The organism is Streptomyces viridiviolaceus (genome assembly GCF_014650995.1).
Taxonomy (GTDB): domain Bacteria; phylum Actinomycetota; class Actinomycetes; order Streptomycetales; family Streptomycetaceae; genus Streptomyces; species Streptomyces viridiviolaceus.
The window spans coordinates 23,263-42,293 of the sequence record NZ_BMWA01000041.1 but is presented as its reverse complement, the minus strand read 5'-3'; the positions used below and the strand labels follow the sequence as shown (position 1 = coordinate 42,293).

The following is a 19,031-nucleotide window of genomic DNA, read 5'->3' as shown; positions in this document are numbered from 1 at the left end:
GCGCGCAAGGCCGAGGCCGGCCGTGACGGCCTCACCCGGCCAGGGCGCGGCGCAGGACGGCGCCGAGTTCGGCGAGTTGCCGCTGCGACACCTCGGCGGACTGGATCGCCAGCGACCCGTGAAAAGTGCCGGGCCACTGGTGCAGCTCGACCGGCACGCCGGCCTGGAGCAGACGCAGCGCGTACTCGATGCCTTCGTCGCGATTCGGGTCGAACTCAGCGGTAGCGATGTATGCCGGTGGGAGGCCGGACAGGTCGTCGGCCCGCGCCGGTGCGGCGTACGGGGTGACGGGCTGGGAGCCCAGGTAGTGCCCCCACGCCGCGGCGCGTACGGCGCGAGTATTCCAGGGAGTGTCGGTGAAGTTCCGCGCCGACCACGTCCGCTGCCGGTCGTCGAGGATGACCTCGTTGAGCACCTGCAAGCGGATCGGGGGCCCCTGCTGGTCGCGGGCCCGCAATGCCACCGCTGCCGCGAGGTTCGCGCCGGCGCTGTGGCCTCCGACCGCGATCCGGTCCGGGTCGATGCCGAGTTCGGCGGCGTGCTCGTGCGCCCAGGTCAGCACGGCGTAGACATCGTCCAGGGCGGCCGGGAATCGGTGCTCGGGCGCAAGGCGGTAGTCGACGCTGATCACGACCGCGCCGGAGAGTTCCGCGATCGGGACGGCCCAGTTGCGTTCGGTGTCCAGGTCACCGACGACCCATGCGCCGCCGTGCAGCCAGACGACGGCAGACTGGGCCTGGTGCGGGCGGTAGACCCGCACGGGCACGCCCGGATCGGCGGGCACCGTGCGGTCCTCGACCTCCAGTCCCGCGGCGTCCGGTGCCGGCCTGGCGCCGGCCAGCTCGGCGTAGATCTTCCGGAAGGCGACCGGGTCGGTCAGATCGATGCGGGGGAGCAAGGGGATGAATGCTTCGAGTTCGGGGTCCATGCCGGCCATCCTCGCCGCCGTCGTCTCCGAGGTCATCCGCCATCCGTCGGGCAACTCGCCCTGATGACGCACCGATTGGCGCCTATGCTCCTCGCATGGAGGCATTGGCCGAACGGCTCTCGCAACTCGACTCGCACGTCCAGGGCGCGATCCGTGTCATCGCGTTCTACGACACGCTGATGCGCCGCCGAGTGGATCTCCCGGCGCTCGCACGGGCCTCAGCGAGCCTGGCCGAGTGCGTGGCCGGAATCCGGCTCCACGGGACCGGGCGGGCTATCCGCATCTCGCCCGACGGCAGACAGGGGTCCACCCCGCCATCACCCGCGTCCACCACGGCACCGATCACTCTCGACGAGGAGGAGATCGGAGAGGTATGGCTGGAACGCCCCGGACCGCCCGGCCCACTCGACGACGTGCTCCTCGACCGGCTCGCCATCGCCGCCGCGGCGGTCGCCGAGCGCTACGGACCGGCCCGCACCACCATGGCCGACCCCGCCCTCGTCGAGCTCGTGATCAGCCCTGACAGTGACGAGGCGGCCCGGTCCCGGGCGCTTCGGCTCCTGGGCTTCGCCGCCGACCTGCCGATCCGCGTCGTCGCAGTGGACTCACAGTTTCCACTCGACCAGGTCGCCGGCCTCCTCTGCCCGGCCCACCCCGTGAAGGCGGCACCGATCGCCGGCGTGGGAGCCATCCTGGCCACCACCATGGACCCGACCCGGTTTCCCGCCGGTGTACACGCGGGCATCGGCGCCGCAAAAAGCCCCGACCGGTCCTGGCGGGAGGCCCGTATCGCCCTGCGTTTCACCACGCCACGCCAGCCGGTCGTCCACTACGACGGCCTGGGGGCGTTGGCTCTGCTCGCCCAGGTACCCCGGGACGCCGCGCGCGACAACGCCGACGTGGCCGCGATCGCCCTGATCGCCGGCAGCCCCGACGACCTGGAGACTCTGGACACCTACTGCACCACCGGCTCCCTACGCCGGGCCGCCGAACTTCTCCACCTGCACCACAGCAGCGTCGCCCGCCGGCTCGAACAGATCGGAAAGACCCTGGGCATCGACCTCACCGAGCCCACCGGGCTGCTTCGGGCCAGGCTCGCCCTCACCACATGGCGGCTGCTCAACGCCTGAGGAACATCCGCCTCGCCGATCCGGCCGGCGCCCTTGCCCTCGGCTGGAGTCCGGGAGGCTCAAGGCTCGCAGAAGGGATCCTGATCAGTCACTCAGCGCTGCCGGTCGGTGGACTCCGTGGCCTGGAGGGGGAGCGGCTGCCAGGCTGGCGAGGAGCTTGAGGCGCTCTTCGGAGGTGCTGCCCGGTTCGGCGGTGCAGAGGCTCAGATCGTGTACGGCCCGGTGGGAGACGGGCAGGTCCAGAGACTGGTAGGTCAGCTCCAGAAGGCCGACCTCGGGGTGCTGCAGCCGCTTGATGCCCTCGTGGCGGATACGGACATCGTGCGCGGCCCACATGGTGCGGAAGCCGGGGCTGAGCGTGGACAGTTCGCCGATCAGCGCGCGCAGGGCACGGTCAGCCGGTTCACGCCCGACCTCGGCAGGCAGCAGCGCGACGGTGGCGGCGGCGCCGGCGTCCCAGTCGACGAAGAAGTCCTGCGAGCCGGCATCGAGGAAGTGGTAGCGGGCGAAGTTGGCACGGCCGCGCCTGTCGGTGGTGGCACTGCCGAACATCGGCGCGTGCAGGGCCCGGGCCAGCGGGTTGGTGGCGACGACATCCAGGTGGCCGTTGCGCACGAAGGCGGCGGACATGGTGATGGAGTCGAGCAGCCACTGGATGCGGGGCGGGACCTCGACGTCCTTGCGGCGCGACGGCGTGCGGCGTGCGGTCCGGGCGGCGCGGGCCAGGTCGAACAGGTAGGTGCGTTCGTCCTCGTCCAGTTGCAGGGCCTGGGCGACCGCGGCCAGGACGTCTTCGGAGACACCGCTGATGTGGCCCTTCCCCAGGCGGGTGTACCACTCGGTGCTCACGCCGGCGAGCACGGCGACCTCCTCACGTCGCAGCCCCGGTACCCGGCGACGGCCGCTGGTGGGCAGCCCGGCCTGGTCCGGGGTGATATGACGCGCTACGGCTGGCGCCGACGTAGTGCGCCCGCCGCTCACTCGGACTGACGCCACCGTCTCTTACCGCCACCTGTCGGCCGGCTCAGCGAAGACGGGACCGTTCCGTGCCGTCGCTGTCGGCACGGAACGGTCCCGTCGGCTGCCCGGGCGCAACAGCAGCCCATGGTCAGGCGTTGACGGATTCGCTCGCCGGGTTCGCAGGCTCCTCGGTGGGGGACGTCGGGCGGCCGCGCATCAGCACGGTGGTCAGCAGTCCGCCCGCGGCGGCGACCGCGGCCGCGCCGAGGAAGGCGGCGCTGAAGCCGTCGGTCAGGGCCGGCAGGTTGCCGATCCGGTCCGCGCCCTGGGAGGTGGCCAGTGCGGTCAAGGCGGCGAGTCCCAGTGCGGAGCCGACCTGGTAGGTGGTGTTGACGATGCCGGAGGCCAGGCCGGCCTGTTCCTGCGGCACGCCTGAGATCGCCGACATCATGGCCGGGATGTAGGCCAGCGACATGCCGGTCGCGGCGACCAGCGAGGCCGGCAGTACGTCGACGGCGAAGGTGCCGGTCGGCTCGACCGCCGCCAGCCAGAGCAGGCCCGCTGCCAGCACGAACAGGCCGCCCGAGATCAGCGGCTTGGCGCCGAAGCGGCCCAGCAGGCGGGCGGTGATGAGGGTCATGAAGACCATCAACAGACCGGTCATCGGCAGCAGGGCGGCGCCGCTGGCGAAGGCGCCGTAGCCCAGCACCTGCTGCAGGTAGAGGTTGAGGAAGTACCACATCGGGATCCAGGCGGCACCCAGCAGGGTCATCGCCAGGTTGGAGACGCCCAGGCCCGGGGTGCGCCAGACACGCAGCGGCATCAGCGGCGTCCTCACCGACTTCTGCACGACGAGGAACAGGGCCAGCAGCACGGCGGCGCCGAGCAGTTCCAGCACCGTCTGGGTGGCGCCCCAGCCGATCTCGGGTGCGCGGACGACGGCGAACACGGCGAGCGCCAGGCCTGCGGTGACGAACGCGGCGCCGAGGACGTCGACCGAGCCGCGGCTGCGCGCGACCGTGGGCAGGAGCCCGGTGGCGGCCAGGGTCGCGACGCCGATGGGGACGTAGATGATGAAGACCCAGGGCCAGCTCGCCCACTCGGTGAACACCCCGCCCAGGAAGACGCCCGCGGTGCCACCGGCGGGGGCCGCCGCGCCGTAGAGGGCCAGGGCCTTGCCGAGTTCCTTGGGGTTGTGGCCGAAGAGCATCATCAGCAGCGTCATGGAGGCGGGCGCGATCAGCGCTCCGCCCACGCCCTGCACGGCACGGCCCACGACCTCCACCCATGCGGTGCTCGCGGCCGCGGCGACGACGGATCCGGCGATCAGTACGACCCATCCGCCGGCGAACACCCGCCGGGCTCCCAGCAGGTCCGACAGGCGGCCGCCGAGCAGCAGCAGCCCGCCGAAGGCGATGACGTAGGCGTTGAAGACCCACTGCAGGTCGCCCTGGGAGAAGCCCAGGTCGCGCTGCATCTCCGGAAGGGCCACCCCGATGATCGAGGTGTCCATGATGACCATGAACTGCGCGGCGGCCAGCACCACAAGTGCCCACCAGCGCCGCGGATTGACGGTTGACATCGCTAGGTCCCTCCCATTGGACGCATACCCCCACGGGGTATCTGTTCGAGGCAGACTATATACCCCCTGGGGGTACCTAGGAAGATGGTGGGTGTCGTCTGGGTCGGCCGCAGCCTGAGCCATCCACGGCGCACGCTCACGGGCGGGACGGGAGCGTTGTGACGCAACCGCGGACAGCAGCCCCACGTCGAAGAGCTGGTGGCCGCCGGGTCCCGCGGTGCGGCACCCGTTCTATGGCGCGAGGTGCGGTGATACCCGGCAGGCACCGAGTGCACGGGCGCTGTCCCGGTGCCCTGGAAGCATCAGTGGCCTGCGCCGACGTCTGCAGCGCCACCGCATCGGTTCTGTACCGGTACACCGGCTACGACGCCAACATCACCCGTGCCGTCCTCCAGGCCTGCGCCACCGTCTGCAGGACCTGCGGCGACGAGTGTGCCAGCCACGCGGACATGCACGAGCACTGCCGCGTGTGCGCCGATGCCTGCCGGCGCTGCGAACAGGCGTGCAACGGCCTGCTCGCCGGACCGGGCTGACACGGGGCGCGGCACAACTCCGGGCGGCCCCCTTGGGGCGCCGACCAGAACGGCGCGGCCGACGGGTGCGCGTCCGTCGCTCCGGGCGTCAGCGCGATGATGGCGTTGTCGACCAGTTCCATCACCGCGATGGAGACGGTTTCGGCGGCCGGCGCGACCTTCATCGCGGCCTCCGGGGAAACCCCGGCGCGGACCCAGCCCGAGCAAGAAGGTCTGGGCCGGCACCGACCAAGGCCGCAGCTGGGCCGGACGCGCCCAGGTCGCGGCGCTCGGCCTCGCCTCCCACCCCACGGTTTCCGCTGCGTCCCATCAGATGCGAGAAGGCCGTGGCCGCCGCCCGCGCGGGGCGGGACGGCGGCCACAACCCCCTCGGGGTGTCCGGCCGGCAGCGCGTGCTACGCCACGGCGCAGACAGTCAGAGCCGCTGTACCGGGCTTCACGCCGCCTTGGCCAGGGCGGACCGGTCCCTGCCGGGCGCATGCTGGGTGGGTGTCGACAGTCCGGTCAAGGCTTCTCGTCCGTCGTGGCGCGGCCATAGGAAGAGGCCACCGATCGCTCCTGCCACGGCAAGGACCGTGAGGACGGACCAGGCGAGGGTGAAGCCGGCGTTCGTGCCGAGCCATCCCGCGACCGGATAGGTGATCAGCCAGGCCAGGTGCGACAGAGAGAATTGGGCCGCGAATGCCTCGGGGATCGCGTTCCGTCCGACGGAGGCGCGCAGGACCTTGCCGGTCGGTGTGATGATCAGTGCCATGCCGATGCCGATCAGGGTCCAGATGATTGCCGTACCGGTCCATGTGGTGAGACCGGTCGCGATGAGCGTCACCGCGGCGCTCGTGCCGCCGACGAGGACTCCGGCGCCGGTCATCATGACGGTGCGGGCGGTGATCCGGTCGAGAACGCGGGGCAGTACGAGGGCGGCCAGGAGGGTGCCGGTGCCGGAGGCGGCGAGCATCCAGGCGACGTCCGGCTGCGAGCCGCCGAGTTTGTCACGGACGTAGTTGACGGTGTTGACGACGACGATCGACCCTGCCGCCGCAACCACGAGATTGAGCGCCATGATGCCACGCAGCCGTGGCGTCCTGAGGAAGGTTTCGATCCCCGCTGACGCCTTGTCCCATGCCTTGGTGTGGGTACTGGGGCGGGCGTCGGGGATACGCGTCGACAGGACGAGCAGGGCGGAGACGAGGAATCCGGCGGAGGTGCCCAGGAACAGCCGGTTGAAGCCCATGAACGTCAGGGCGACGGCTGCCAGCACGGGGCTGAGCAGACTCTCCATGGCGGAGGCGACCTGGGAGGCGGACAGGGCGCGGGTGTAGTCGGACTCGTCGGTGACGATGTCGGGGATGACGGCCTGGAAGGTCGGGGTGAACGCCGCGGAGGCGGCCTGGAGCAGGCCGATCAGGACGTAGATGTGCCAGACCTCGGTGACCAGCGGCAGCGCCAGGACCACCGCACCGCGGACCACGTCGAGGAGGACAAGGAGAGTTCTCCTGGGGAGCCGGTCGGCGTACGCGGCAGCCAGCGGGGCTATGACCACGTACATGACCATCTTGATGGTCAGGGCGGTACCGAGGACCATGCCGGCGCGCGGACCGGCGAGGTCGTGGGCGAGCAGCCCGAGGGCCACCGTGGTCAGCCCGGTACCGAACAGGGCGATGACCTGGGCACTGAACAGGCGGCGGTAGTCGCGGACGGCGAACAGACGCATGGCGGGTTCCTTCCGTATCCATGCGGCGGGGCACGGGCCCGGGGTGGAGGCCGTGCCCCGCGAGTACAGGCGGGGGTGTCTCTACGCACCGGTGTCGCTCCCCGGTGTGAGGCCGGCGAGCAGGTTGAAGGCGCCGGTGAGGATGTTGAGTGCGACGACGCCGACGACATCCGCTATTGCGCGGTCGCTGTAGCCGTGCTCACGCAGCGCGATGACCTGTTCGTCGGTGATCGACGTCGGCTCGCGACAGATCTGGAGGGCGAGGGTGATGATCGCCGCGATCGCGGGATCGGCCGAGGTGCCCGCGTGGGCTCGTTCGATCTCTTCCTCGTCCACTCCCATGGCGCGGGCGGCACTGACATGCGCGTTGAGGCACAGTCCGCAACCCTGCAGGACCTGGACGGCGATCGAGATCCGTTCGCTGGTCCTGCGGTCGAGTTTGGCTCGTCCCATGGCCCGGCTGAGCTGGAGGTAGCCGCCCAGTACGGCCGGCGAGTGCGCCATCGTGGAGACCATGTCACCGATCTGGCCATGGCGGGAGACCAGGTCTGAGAGGAGGTCGCGCGAGGCGCCGACCGCCGTGTCGGGCGTGAGTCGGGTCAGGCGGGGCATGACGCTCCTTCCGATGGGGGATGTGCTGCGGGCGCTGGGGTTCGACGAGCCGAGCGCCCCTTGACCGTGCCGTGTGCCGCGGCAGGTGTGGCGTTCGTGCGGTCAGTGGTGTGCGTGGTGGCCGTGGTGGTGGCTCCTGTGCTCGGGTGCGGCCTGGGATGCCGCGTCCGAGCGGGGGGTGGTCGCGGTGGTCCGCACCGTGAACTCGGCCGTGCGGACGACATGGTTGTGCTGGAAGTCCAGGTACAGGCGGTAAGTGCCGGCTGAAGGTGCGACCGCCATGAAGGCGATCTCGGGTCCTGGTGCGGTGGTGCCGTCACCGGGTTCGCCCTCCGGGTGGACGTGGAGGTAGCCCAGGTCACCGACCCGCAGTGCCACCAGGTGCCCGTACGCGGCCAGGTAGGGCTGCAGGTCGGTGACGGGGCGGCCGTTCCGGCTGACGGTGAGGGTCAGCTCGCTCGCCTGACCAGGCAGGAGTTCGCCGTCGAGGGTGACGGTGTACTCGCCGACCCGTGCGATCCCGGTGGCCTCGGGGAGCGGCCGCGGGTCGTACGGCCCGGCGACCGCGACGTCGATCCCCAGCGTGATGGTCCCGTCGTGGCCGACCGGGTGGACGTCGGCGAAGAATTTCCAGTCCCCCGGTTCCAGGGCCAGTTGGACGCTCCAGGTGCCCTTCCCGTCCATCACCGGGTGCACGTGCTGGAACCCGGCCGTGTCGCGCCGGACGGCGAAGAAGTGCAGTTCCTTCTCGTGCTCGGGCACGAACTCGGTCACCGCCTGCCCGTCGGGGCCGATCACCCGGAAGCTGACCGGCTGTACGCCGGCGGTGAGGATCGTCGAGTCGAGCTCAAGGGTGTACCCGTTCTCGGAGACCGACAGCCCACCGGGCCGGGCCCCGCCGTGGACACCGTGGACGCCGTGGCCGGAGTGATCCTTCATGACATCTCCCTTGGTGTGATGCGCCTTCCGGCGTTGTCCGTTCAGGACGTTGATCGCAACCATATACCCCAGGGGGGTATTCCGGTACTCCGATGGTCGAAATTTCGAGAGAGGGCTTGCCGAAGTGCATCCACCAGGTGGAGTCGTCCACCTGTCGGTCCGTGGCGCCGACGTGTCGGCACGGTTGGCCCGGCGGTGGCTGCCGCGGCCGGGCTGCTGAACGGGTCAGTGCATCTGCCGACGCGCGGCAGGGAAACCGGCGCCGCCGAGGCGGGAACGTCGAGCTGATGAGGAAGCCGGGGACGCCATCGCCGACCTCGTGCGCTCGTGACGTCGTACCGGTGGTGACGGCCAGGCCCCGCCACCGCGGCGGTCACCTCGATCCGCTGGGACATGGTGACGGCGCTACCGTCTCCTGCGCCGACCTCGGCACCTCTACCGGGAGAGCGCGGGCATGGCCGAATCTCCCGACTGCGGGCACCGCTGAAGCCGGATCAGCGGCGGCGGCGCAGTGGAACCGTCGGCGTCCGCGTCGGCGAAGTACAGGTCCTCACCTGACCCTCCCACATCGAGCAAGCCCGGCCCGGGCCCCCAGCGGATGGTCTGACGAGGCGTATGGGATCGTTCCAGAGTTCTCGACAAGGTGCTCACTGAGCGGAGTTCACGACATGGCGGAGCAGAACGGCTCGGGCGGGTACGCCCCTCACTGGCTGCGCCCCGGCCAGTGGGGCGAAGAGGGCGTACGCAATCTGCCGATCCTTGACGCCCCCGAGGTGGAAGCCTGGCCCGCACCCGTACGGGAGGCCCTCGAGGTGGCCCGAACCTACGGGCTGCCGGTCGACGAGTCGATGTGCTGGCCGGGGACCGCCGAGCAGCCCTTCTCGCCGCTGGGGGACCGCTACTGGAAACTGGCGGTGGACGAGGAGTCACACTCCTGTGAATTCGTACTGGACGAGCATGGGCGCGTGTGGGCGCTCGCGGAGGGTGTCGACCCTGCCGAGCGCTTCGTCAACTCCTCCCTGATCGCCTTCCTCGACGCCCTCGCCGCCTGGGAGTACCGCTGCGAGCACGTCGACGACTTCGACGACCTGGAGCCGGACGACCCCGACTCGGACGACGATCCCGCAGGGGAGGCCCGGGTCGCCTTCGGCCTGGGCATCCGGGACCGCCTGCGCGAGCTCGACCCGCCCGCCTTCGAGATGGACACCTGGTGGGATCGGGTCTACGAAGAGGTGGAGTACGACGCGATCTGACAGGCAGTCCTCGTGAGTGAGAACGAGCTCTGGTACGCGGACTTGATCTCGGCAGGAGCTGCGGGAGCCGCCCCTGCCGACCGCGAAGGCGATCGGCGTCGCCCCAACGCACTGCATCACGGCCCGACCGGGCCATAGAGTCGAGAGGTGCGTTGATCTTCCGGGCGGCAGCCACGTACGGCCGCAGACGGCGGTGCAGGGCGCCTCGTAACGAGGTCGCCCCAGCAGGCATACCTGTCATCACCCCACCGGAGATCCACACCATGGCTGCTCAGCAACCCCTCACCTACGACACGCTCGTAGGACTCGCTGCCGCCGATCCAGCCGTCGTCGGCCTCGTCCTCAAAGGGTCCCAGGCCCACGACGGCATGGTGACCCCGTACTCCGACCACGACCTGTACGTGGTCGTCGCCGATGACGCCCGCACCGAACTGACCCGGTTCGCGGGCCACCGTAGCGCCGAGCTCGACCTCGTCATCGTCACTCTCACCGAGTTCCGTGGGGCCGGGACGCACGGTTGGGAACGTTATGCCCTCGCCCGTGCCCAGATCGTGCTCGACCGGCTCGACGGAGGCATCGCCCGGATCCTCGCCGACAGGGCCCGTCCGGGTGCCGATGAGGCATTCCAGGACGCGAGTGGCTGGCTCGATGCCTATGCGAACTCGCTCTATCGCTCCGTCAAGAACCACCGGGACGGCCGGACTCTCGCTGCTCGTCTCGACGCCGCCGACAGCATCCGGTCCCTGCTCGAGCTGCTCTTCGCTCTCGACCGAAGGCCCCGCCCCTACAACAAGTACCTGGAGTGGGAACTCGCCCGGCACCCGCTGCCCGGCTGGGACACCGACATACTGCTCCGTGCCGTGGACCGCATCTCGGCCACGGGTGACGTGTCCCAGCAACGACACCTCTTCGCCCTTGTCGAGACGGCGGCCCGAGAAGCCGGACACGGTTCGGTGCTGGACGCGTGGGGCGATGACCTCGACCTCATGCGACCCCAAGAGGCACACAGCGCCACTCCCTGAGCTCCGCCCTGGTGCGACGGCATCGGACCGCCCTGGATGGCTCCGTCTCGCCGGGCTGAGCCCGCGGCAGTTCACCGAGTCGATCAGCGCTCTGCGGCGTGAGGGCGCCGATCCGGTTCCCACGGCTCCAGGCCGGCCCTGCCGCGAGCGGCGCGACCAAACGACCCATGGAAAGGAACGCCATGCTTGAACATTCCGACGATCGAACAGTCAGCGACTGGTGCGTCGAGCACTTGGGCTACCCGGTTGCCGAGCGCACGTTCACAGCGGGGAACCTGTCCGTGGTCCACGGCCTCCGGCTGACGAACGGCCGCGAGGTGGTGCTGAAGATCCGCGACGAGGATGAGCGGCTGGGAGCCTGTTCCTGGGTGCAACGCCGGATGTGGCGGGCGGGCTTCCCGTGCCCTGAGCCATTGGCCGGTCCGTTGCCGCTGGGCACGAAGGTCGCCAGCGCCGAGACTCCTGTGCCAGGTGGTGGAGAGCCCGAGCCCGCTGATTCGCCCCGACAGTTCGCCGGCCTTCTGGCCGACTTCGTGACCCGCGCAGAGGATTTCGATCCGCAGCCGCTGCTACGACCGGCTCCCGCGTGGGTCCACTGGTACCACGAGGAGGACGGCGTCTGGCCGGTCCCGGATGACCGGAACGTCGACCTCAATGCTGAGCCGTGCTCTGCCACGGCGTGGCTCGACGCGCTCGGCGCGGCCGTACGCGAGCGGCTTGAGGAGGTCCGCGACGCTGCCTGCGTGTTGGGACACGGAGACTGGGACGGCCGCAACGTGAAGTTCCGCGACGGCCGGCCGCTCGTGGTCCACGACTGGGACAGCGTGGTCTACGAACCCGAGGTGGTGATCGTCGGGCAGGCCGCGGCCATGTTCGAGGGCGGCCCGACTGGGGCAGGCGCCTCGGTCGAACGGACGGTGGCCTTCCTGGAGGAGTACCAAACCGCGCGCGGACGAGCGCTGAGCGACAACGAACTGCAGCTGTGCTGGGCGGCGGGCCTGTGGGTGCGCGTCTTCAACGCCAAGAAGTTCCATCTCGACAACTTCGACGCGCTGGGACGCGACGAAGCCGAGACGAGGTTGAGGCATGCCGGGATCTGATGTGACGAGGTGCCGCCGCACCGGCGGCGCCACACTGTGGGCGAGGCTCAAGCGGAGTGGCCGGGAGCCGGTCGGCCTGACAAAGGCAGCAGGAGTCTGGCCACCTCGTCGCCGGCCGTGGCCGAATCGGTAAACGGGGCCTTGGCGAGGCCCGCATGATGGTGAAGTCGAACAGGGCCGGGTCCTCCTCGGCGCATCGCACGTAGGCAGGTCGGCGGCGGCCTGCGAGTCCGTCCCCGGGAGGGAGAAGTCGTTGCGGTAGCTGCCGCCCGCCGCCTGCGCGCCGGTGGTGATCGCGCCGACCACGACCACCCGCAGGAGCAGAGCTGTTCACCGCTGCGGCCATCCGGCGAGCCGGGCGAAGGCACTGAACGGAGCGGGAGCGGTACGGAACCCGGTGTGCCGGGTCATCGTCCTCGCCCTGCCTTGCGCGCGCCGATCGTGGCGCCGGCGAGGGCCGCAAGGATCGGTACGGCGATGAAGGCGGCCAGCAGGGGCGGGGTGCCGTCGACGTTCAGCGTGCGGTCGAAGCCGACGACGACGAGGCCGCCGACGGCCTCGGTCAGCAGGAAGCCGCCGGCCCCGCCGACGAGGAACCCGAGCAGCCCGCCCGCGGTCTTCGCGGAGTGGATGTGTGCGCTCATGCCGACGAGGCTGCGCTGAGGGGTCTGCCCGGGGCGTCGGCCTGCGGCGGTGACCTGGGCTACCCCGTGGGTTGCGGCTGGGGGAGGACGTGTACCCCAGGAGTTGCTACGGCGCCAGCCAGCCCGGGCGGACCATGCCCGACTCGTAGGCGAGCACCACAAGTTGGCTGCGATCGCGTACGCCGAGTTTCGTCATGATGCGGCTGACGTGCGTCTTCGCCGTCGCAGGGCTGAGCACCAGGCGCTCGGCGATCTCGTCGTTCGACAGGCCGGCCGCCACCAGCTCCATCACTTCCCGCTCGCGCTCGGTCAGCGCGTTCAGCCGCGGCGACGGCTCCGGCGCCCTGACTCGGCCCGCGAACTCCGCGATGAGCCGGCGGGTGACCGACGGGCTGATCAACGCGTCGCCGCGCGCGGCCACTCGTACGGCGTGGACGAGCTCCTCGGGCTCGGTGTCCTTCACCAGGAAACCGGAGGCGCCGGCCCGCAACGCCCCGTACACGTAGTCGTCGAGATCGAAGGTGGTCAGGATGACCACCTTCACGGCCGCCAGGCGTGCATCGGCGGCAATCTGCCGGGCCGCCTCGAGACCGTCGGTTTCCGGCATCCGGATGTCCATCAGCACCACGTCGGGACGCAGCGCGTGGCAGCCCGCCACGGCCGCGTCGCCGTCGCCCGCCTCGCCGACGACCTTGATGTCGGGCTCGTCCTCCAGCATCGAGCGGAACCCGGCCCGCACCAGGCGCTGGTCGTCCGCCAACAGGACTCTGATCACCCTGTTCACGCTACCGGCTCTCCCGATACTCGTACGGCAGCACCGCCTCGACGGCGAAGCCGCCGTCCGGGCGACCACCCGCGGTGAACCGCCCGCCCAGCAGCCGGGCCCGCTCGCGCAACCCGCTGAGCCCGCTGCCCGCGCCCTCGGCGAAGCCGGCTCCGCCGCCGTGCCCGTCATCGGTCACCGACACCGTCAACTCACGCTTTCCGTAGGAAAGTTCGACCTCCGCCGCGTGAGCGCCGTGGGCATGCCGGGTGATGTTGGTGAGTGACTCCTGCACGATGCGGTACGCCGCCAGGTCCACCTCCGCGGGCAGCGGCCGTCGCTTGCCGTGTGTGGTGAGGCGGACCTCGAGACCGGCCCGCCGGGCGCCGTCCGCCAGATCGCCGAGGCGGTCGACTCCCGGCGGCGGAGCGGTCGGTGCGATCTCGTCCACCTGGCGCAGTACGCCGAGCGTGGCGCGCAGCTCGCGCAGCGTCTCCTTGCTGCCCGCCCTGATTTCCTCCAGCGCCGCCATGGCGAGGTCGTCCGGCGGCGCTGTCTTCTTGAGCCGGTGCAGGGCCGCCCCCGCCTGCACATTGATCATCGAGATGTTGTGGCCGACGACATCGTGTACTTCGCGGGCGACGCGCAGCCGCTCCTCGGTCGCGCGCAGCCGTGCCTCCTCCTCGGCGTACGCGCGACGGCCGTGTTGCATGGCGCCGAGCGCGACCATGCCGACGAGCCAGCCCGTGAGCATGAAGATCGCGATGCCGTTGATCTCCTTGTTGCCCGCTACAGTGCCCGCCCCGACGCCGATCACGACCAGCGCGGCGAGGGCCGTGGCCGCTTTGAGCCGGCCCGCGACGGCGACCCCGTACAGCCCGACGATCGGTGCGATCATGAGCGGGCCGTCATAGCGGCTGACGAGGTAGTACGCGCCGGTGGCCGCGATGCAGACGGCGGCGACCGCCACCGGCCACCGCCGCCAGAAGTACAGTGCCCCGCAGGCCACGGCGACCAGCACCCAGCAGACCGCGGTGGCGCCCCAGGACTCCGTCCGGTCCTGCGGGAACAGCGACCGCACGCTGCCGACGGCCACCACAAGTCCGACCGCGCCGGCGACAGCGGCGTCGGCGGCACGGCTTCGGGGCATACGCGGCTGCATGCGCCCAGCGTATGCGGAGGCTCCGACGGACCGCCTGCACGCGTCGGGGGAACCCTTTGCCGCGGAGCCATCCGATGCCGCGACACCGCGCCGGTCAGGACCGGACACCGCGCCGCCGCTGCAAGCCCCAGGCGCAGACGCCGCACAGGCCGCCCCAGACCACATTCGTAAGGCAGACCATGACCAGGGCGATCGGGTTGGTGATCGGGCCCTGCAACTCGCCCTCCAGCACGGGGGACAGGACCGCGGCAAGCAGGGTCGACGCGATCGCGTAGCAGATGCCCGTCGCCAGCAACTGCAGCAGCGGCTCACGGACCCGGCTGAACCCGACGACCGCGATCCACACCACCGAGATCACAGCGGTCAGGATCAGCGGTGTGGCCGGCTTGCCCAGCACCTCGCTCCACCCGGCGATCGAGAAGATCGGCCGGATCAGCGCGAAGAGGGCGAGGCCGATGACCATCGGCCAGTGCAGACGCCGGGAAAGCGGCCCGGCGGGGCGGGCCGATGGGGGGTTCAGTGCATTCATGCCCTCCAGGCTGCGCGCCCGGTCACCTCCAAGGCATCAGCCCGGAGAGGACACCTGCCCTACCCCAGCGGTTGCGGCCGCACCGGGCCGACTGCACCCACGGTTGTGGAGCCCGACCCGTCGTCCGGTGCCGCATCGCCGCATCGGCAACCACCGCAACCACTGCACCGCTCCGACCCGCCTCGAGCAGACCCGCACCTCCAGCTCGAGAGCCGTCTACCTCCGCCACCGCGTGGCGCGTTGGCCGGCTCGTCCGCCGAGCCCACGTAGCGTCGGTGGAGACGTCGACAGCCGGCGAAAGGCCATGGGCCAGCGATGCTGCCTCAGCCGTTGTGAGCGCGCGCGGCAAGCGGGGTGTCCGCGACGGGACACTCCCTTGTGTGTCGTCTCAGACCGTGAAGGGCCGTTGCCGGATGAATCGGTTGTTGGTCCGGCCGGTGACAAACAGGTTCGGGCTCTGGGTGGCCGGCATCCGCTTGAGGATCTCGCGGTGGAACGCCTTGTACCCGCCCGTGAATCCACCGCCGTTCCAGACGTCCAGCAGGGTCGCGGTGAACAGACCGTTGCGCAGACCGTCGGCTGCCAGCTGGTTGTCCTGACATGCCGAGATCAGCAGTGCGGTCGCACCGAGCTCACGGTTGTCCTTGGCGTTCAGCTTCCGCTGGATGCTATCGAAGAACTCCTTGTCCCGCTGGTAGAGCTCGTCCTGCTTGTCCAGGGGCATGAGCCGGGACGTGACCTCCACCTGATCCGGGTCGGTCGTCTGGAACTGCTCTTCCATGGCTTCCGGCGTGAGAATCTCCCGCACCCTGATGCCGGATCCGCTGTGGCAGCAATCGAGGAGACAGAAGATCCGAACCCCTTCGGCGAAGCCCTCGAACTCCCTGTACAGCTCGTCGTCGATGTACTCCCGATCGAAGAAGCACATGGTCTCGTCGAGCCGGTCGGACTCGTCTTCGGGCCCGTTGAGGTCGGGAACCTGGCCGCCGTGCCCCGAGTAGGTGAAGAGCAGAAAGTCGCCGGGCGTCAGCGTCCTGGCTGCCTTGCGCAGCTCGGCGGTGACGTTGTCGACTGTTGCCTGGGCGGTGAGGAGGGTGACGCGATCTTCGATTCCCGAGTTCTTGGCGAGCTGGTCCATGTCCTGCGCGTCGTTCTCACAGGCGATGAGCTTGCCGTCCCAACCGTTGTACTTGGTGGGATCCACCTTGTTGAGACCGATGTGAATGGACATTCCCTGAGCCATGGAGAAACTCCCTTCTGCTTGGAGCGGATGTGAACCAAGGTGTGCGGGAGAGCGCATCGACTGGGCGAAATCGGTCGACGAGGTACGCCTGAATCCCGACTGTGATCGTAACCACCGACTGGCGCACAACTCGCCAATTGGTCCGTCCGGGTGGCGTCGCTGCGCATGCTGGTGGACGAACTCGCCGTCATGGTCCGTAGAAAGGGTCATGCCGCCTTCCCCTGATCCCACATCGGCCACCGAGCCTGTGACAGGGGAGGCACTGGCGAACCGCAAGGGCTACGACGAACGGTCCCTCGGGCCGTCCGTACCGTTGCCCCTCCCTGCCGATCCGGCCGTCGGGACCGTCGTGCTGCCGTCACCCACCTCAGCGTGGTGTTTCGTCCCGACCGACGGTTGGCCACGTCAACGGCTGTCATGATCGACGGCCGGAAGCTGGTCGACGCGGAGCGCGACGACTGGCGCTTCGCCCCGCGTCTTCCCGACGTAAGGCAGACGGGGCAACCCGTCTCCATGCGACCTGGGATTCGCGACACGGTTCGCGATCCGGCGTCTGCCACTTGGCCGACGCCCTGCATCGCTCCGGTCCGAATCCGCCGCGCCGGCCGGCGCCCGCGCCTGACCGGAGTAGTCCCTCGTGCACACCGCCGACTCAGGCTCCAGCTTGGCTCTATGAGCATCCACCCATGGGTGACTGTGGAGCCGCCTGACAGCCGTGGCCTTCGCAACATCAGCATCGGGGGCAAGACGGTCGGAAGCGCCTGGTCGTTCCGTGAACTGCGAAAGATCCTCGATCGCCTCGGTTACCCGGAAGACATGGACATGGAGGATCCGGCATCTGTTCACTGGCGAGGAGGTGACAGTGAGACGTGGCCCGATCGCCCTTGGAGAAGGCGTGCAATCATCGCGCTCATGGTCGCGGGACTGCTCGTATCCGCTGTCTTGCATCTCCTCATCGGTTGGCCGGACGTCCTCGGGGCCCTGACTTTTGCACAGCGGATTGTCGGGGCTCTTTTTATTCTCCTGGGTGCACTCCAGGGTGTGGCGGCAGTTGCAGCCCTCGACTACTGGGGCAGACGGCAGTTCAGTCTGTCTGGATCCATCATCCTGATCGGGGCGCTGATCGCACTCGCCACTGACAGCCTTCTTGTGTTCCTGTGGCTCCAGGAGAAGGAGTACACGCACTATCTGCTGGCGTTTGTCCCGCTCTGGTTCTGGTCCGTGTGGGCGCTGTACCTGATCGTCCGAGAAAAGCCGTGGAATGAGATTCCGCATCCGAGCAGGTTTGCGGCCGGAGCTGCTGCCCCCGCACTCCTTACGGCTGTCGGCTTGGTGTATTCGACCATGTATCAGCCCACATCGGCTCCTATTCACTTTGCTCTTAGGGCAGAGTTCGGGGAGCCGCAAAAAGATTCCGGCCTTCCGTTCGTCTACATCCCGCTGAAGCTTTACGCGAAAAACGACGGAGGGATCCCTGTGTACATCATCAATGACAATTACACCGTCCATGGAACGACGGTCAAGTACTCCGAGAAGGGTGACTGGCTGGAGCAGTGGAAAACCGATACAGAAGAAGCCGAGGTGTATGCCAGGGAAGACAGGAAAGACGTCATAAGCTCCGGTCACTTCTACGGGCCCGGATCCTGGCTCGAATCGGGAGAGGAATACAGTAAAGAAACAGTGGTGCGACTGCCCAAGAATAGTGAGTACGACTCGATAGATGTAGAGCTGCAGTTCGACTTCATGCGAAAAGATCGAGGAAAAATAGACACATCGAAATTCGCAGTCCCGCGACGCTCGTGGAGCAAGAATGAAGAGGGATACTACTGCCCTCCGGAAGCATGTGGAGCGTACCTCGTGTACAGCGGAAGGGTGCGTCACAACAATAACTTGGTCAACGTCACACGCGGCCGGCGATATGTGACGGCCTTCTGGGCTCCCGATGTTGCCCCCACTGTCTTCATCTCGTCTTTCGACTTCAAGAGGAAGGAAGAAGGTGAAAGGATTGACGAAGCGGAAATGGAGAGAGAAAAGGTGAGGTACGGTCATCAGCTTGCTTTTTTCAAGACCGAGATTCCGCTTGCGGGGTTGCTGAGCCGCTCCTCCGGGTCCTGAGCACGAAGTGCGCGGTCTCATCAGCTTTTGGGGATGTGAACCGCACATGTGGAGAACGGGTCTCGTTGCACGCATCTGAACAGTTCGCTCCATTTGCTGCCGCTGTCATGAGCGGCCTCGGACAGCGTCGCAGCGCATGACGAACTGGAAAGACCCCAGAGAGATCCCTCCGGCCAACCCGCCTGACGCGTTCGGTTCTCTATTGTGTCGATGCAGGCTGTCGGTGGCTTGTATTGCTTGACTTCTTTCATGAGTGCCAGATATTGGGAATTGTCGAGCGAGTCGGCCCACTGGTCCATCTTTCTCCGTGCCTCGTCCCGCTTCTCCGGAGACGCATTCGGGTCCTGGGCTGTCACCAGGGATTTGCTCGTCTCCTCCAGGACTCGCAGGATCTGTTCGCGATCCTCCGGATGCTCCGGCCTCGTCTCCGGGGACTGGAGGTCGGTCACGGAACTGCCCGTGTAACCCGCGAATGCCGTGTACATGACCCGGTCCCCCGGGGATGTATTCGGGTCCAGGCTTGTGCTGAGAGCTTCGCTGATCCCCTCCACGACTCGCATGTACCTGGCCCGGTCCTCCGGCGTCGTGTTCGGGTCCTGGATCACCTCCAGTGCTTCATTGAGCCCCTGCACCGCTTCCGTGTACCTGGCCCGCTCCTCCGGCGTCGTTTCCGGGTCCTCGATCGCGTCCAGCGTCCCGGTCAGCACCTCGCCCAGCTCTTCCTTCACCTCCTCCGGTGCGTCCAGTTCCGTCAGCCGTTCCTGCGCTTCCTCCCTCAGCTCTGAGGGGTCCGGGGGCGGTGGCT

The 19,031-nt window shown here is 68.7% G+C and carries 17 protein-coding genes and 2 pseudogenes; 6 read left to right on the top strand and 13 right to left on the bottom strand.

From position 1 onward, the window contains the following. Positions 1 to 31: 31 nt before the first annotated feature. Positions 32 to 928: an alpha/beta hydrolase gene (locus IE260_RS37815; RefSeq protein ID WP_189880424.1), complete on the bottom strand. Its 897-nt coding sequence runs from the start codon at positions 926 to 928 to the stop codon at positions 32 to 34. 95 nt (positions 929 to 1,023) lie between these two features. Between IE260_RS37815 and IE260_RS37810 the strand changes: the two genes are divergently transcribed. Then, a complete protein-coding gene (locus IE260_RS37810) occupies positions 1,024 to 2,058 on the top strand; it encodes a PucR family transcriptional regulator (protein ID WP_189880412.1) in 1,035 nt (344 codons plus the stop codon). Positions 2,059 to 2,142: 84 nt separating this feature from the next. Here the strand turns inward: IE260_RS37810 and IE260_RS37805 are convergent, their stop codons facing one another. Together IE260_RS37805 and IE260_RS37800 are read right to left on the bottom strand one after the other, a co-directional pair. Further along, positions 2,143 to 3,039 (bottom strand): helix-turn-helix transcriptional regulator, encoded by an 897-nt coding sequence (locus IE260_RS37805; RefSeq protein ID WP_229881718.1) that lies wholly within the window; start codon positions 3,037 to 3,039, stop codon positions 2,143 to 2,145. 127 nt (positions 3,040 to 3,166) lie between these two features. After that, positions 3,167 to 4,600 (bottom strand): MFS transporter, encoded by a 1,434-nt coding sequence (locus tag IE260_RS37800; protein WP_189880410.1) that lies wholly within the window; start codon positions 4,598 to 4,600, stop codon positions 3,167 to 3,169. 308 nt (positions 4,601 to 4,908) lie between these two features. Between IE260_RS37800 and IE260_RS37795 the strand changes: the two are divergent. Then, positions 4,909 to 5,133: pseudogene (locus IE260_RS37795) on the top strand (four-helix bundle copper-binding protein); the annotation flags it as partial. A gap of 26 nt (positions 5,134 to 5,159) precedes the next feature. Here IE260_RS37795 and IE260_RS43280 read toward each other — a convergent pair. The 4 genes and pseudogenes from IE260_RS43280 to IE260_RS37780 all read right to left on the bottom strand — a co-directional run. Next, positions 5,160 to 5,327: pseudogene (locus IE260_RS43280) on the bottom strand (DUF4396 domain-containing protein); the annotation flags it as partial. A 242-nt stretch (positions 5,328 to 5,569) separates the two neighbouring features. Then, positions 5,570 to 6,844: an MFS transporter gene (locus tag IE260_RS37790; protein ID WP_189880408.1), complete on the bottom strand. Its 1,275-nt coding sequence runs from the start codon at positions 6,842 to 6,844 to the stop codon at positions 5,570 to 5,572. A gap of 81 nt (positions 6,845 to 6,925) precedes the next feature. Further along, on the bottom strand, positions 6,926 to 7,456 hold the full coding sequence (locus IE260_RS37785) for a carboxymuconolactone decarboxylase family protein (protein WP_189880407.1): 531 nt from the start codon (positions 7,454 to 7,456) through the stop codon (positions 6,926 to 6,928). Positions 7,457 to 7,558: 102 nt separating this feature from the next. Next, entirely contained in the window at positions 7,559 to 8,395 is an 837-nt protein-coding gene (locus IE260_RS37780; RefSeq protein ID WP_189880406.1) for a DUF8832 domain-containing protein, read from the bottom strand. A gap of 668 nt (positions 8,396 to 9,063) precedes the next feature. On the opposite strand from IE260_RS37780, the gene IE260_RS37775 reads away from it, so the two are divergent. The 3 genes from IE260_RS37775 (at position 9,064) to IE260_RS42280 (ending at position 11,770) form a co-directional block, all read left to right on the top strand. Beyond that, positions 9,064 to 9,648 (top strand): SUKH-4 family immunity protein, encoded by a 585-nt coding sequence (locus IE260_RS37775; protein ID WP_189880405.1) that lies wholly within the window; start codon positions 9,064 to 9,066, stop codon positions 9,646 to 9,648. 263 nt (positions 9,649 to 9,911) lie between these two features. Further along, positions 9,912 to 10,670 carry a hypothetical protein gene (locus IE260_RS37770; protein WP_189880404.1) on the top strand — a complete coding sequence of 253 codons (759 nt, stop codon included), beginning with the start codon at positions 9,912 to 9,914 and terminating at the stop codon, positions 10,668 to 10,670. A 182-nt stretch (positions 10,671 to 10,852) separates the two neighbouring features. Then, positions 10,853 to 11,770, top strand: a complete 918-nt coding sequence (locus tag IE260_RS42280) for an aminoglycoside phosphotransferase/kinase family protein (protein ID WP_229881714.1) — start codon at positions 10,853 to 10,855, stop codon at positions 11,768 to 11,770. Between the two features lie 407 nt (positions 11,771 to 12,177). On the opposite strand, the gene IE260_RS37760 is transcribed toward IE260_RS42280, so the two are convergent. From IE260_RS37760 to IE260_RS37740, 5 genes are all read right to left on the bottom strand, one after another. After that, on the bottom strand, positions 12,178 to 12,414 hold the full coding sequence (locus tag IE260_RS37760) for a hypothetical protein (RefSeq protein ID WP_189880403.1): 237 nt from the start codon (positions 12,412 to 12,414) through the stop codon (positions 12,178 to 12,180). A 106-nt stretch (positions 12,415 to 12,520) separates the two neighbouring features. Further along, complete coding sequence (locus IE260_RS37755) at positions 12,521 to 13,189, bottom strand: response regulator (protein WP_189880402.1); 669 nt, start codon at positions 13,187 to 13,189, stop codon at positions 12,521 to 12,523. A 10-nt stretch (positions 13,190 to 13,199) separates the two neighbouring features. Further along, a complete protein-coding gene (locus IE260_RS37750) occupies positions 13,200 to 14,339 on the bottom strand; it encodes a sensor histidine kinase (RefSeq protein WP_189880401.1) in 1,140 nt (379 codons plus the stop codon). A 94-nt stretch (positions 14,340 to 14,433) separates the two neighbouring features. Then, on the bottom strand, positions 14,434 to 14,868 hold the full coding sequence (locus IE260_RS37745; protein WP_189880399.1) for a hypothetical protein: 435 nt from the start codon (positions 14,866 to 14,868) through the stop codon (positions 14,434 to 14,436). A gap of 388 nt (positions 14,869 to 15,256) precedes the next feature. Further along, the gene (locus IE260_RS37740; RefSeq protein ID WP_189880422.1) at positions 15,257 to 16,111 is read right to left on the bottom strand and encodes a caspase family protein; all 855 of its coding nucleotides are present in this window, start codon (positions 16,109 to 16,111) and stop codon (positions 15,257 to 15,259) included. Positions 16,112 to 16,783: 672 nt separating this feature from the next. On the opposite strand from IE260_RS37740, the gene IE260_RS37735 reads away from it, so the two are divergent. Further along, positions 16,784 to 18,226, top strand: coding sequence for a DUF308 domain-containing protein (locus IE260_RS37735; RefSeq protein WP_189880397.1), 1,443 nt, complete (start codon positions 16,784 to 16,786; stop codon positions 18,224 to 18,226). A 20-nt stretch (positions 18,227 to 18,246) separates the two neighbouring features. On the opposite strand, the gene IE260_RS37730 is transcribed toward IE260_RS37735, so the two are convergent. Then, complete coding sequence (locus tag IE260_RS37730) at positions 18,247 to 18,954, bottom strand: hypothetical protein (RefSeq protein WP_189880395.1); 708 nt, start codon at positions 18,952 to 18,954, stop codon at positions 18,247 to 18,249. Positions 18,955 to 19,031 lie beyond the last annotated feature (77 nt).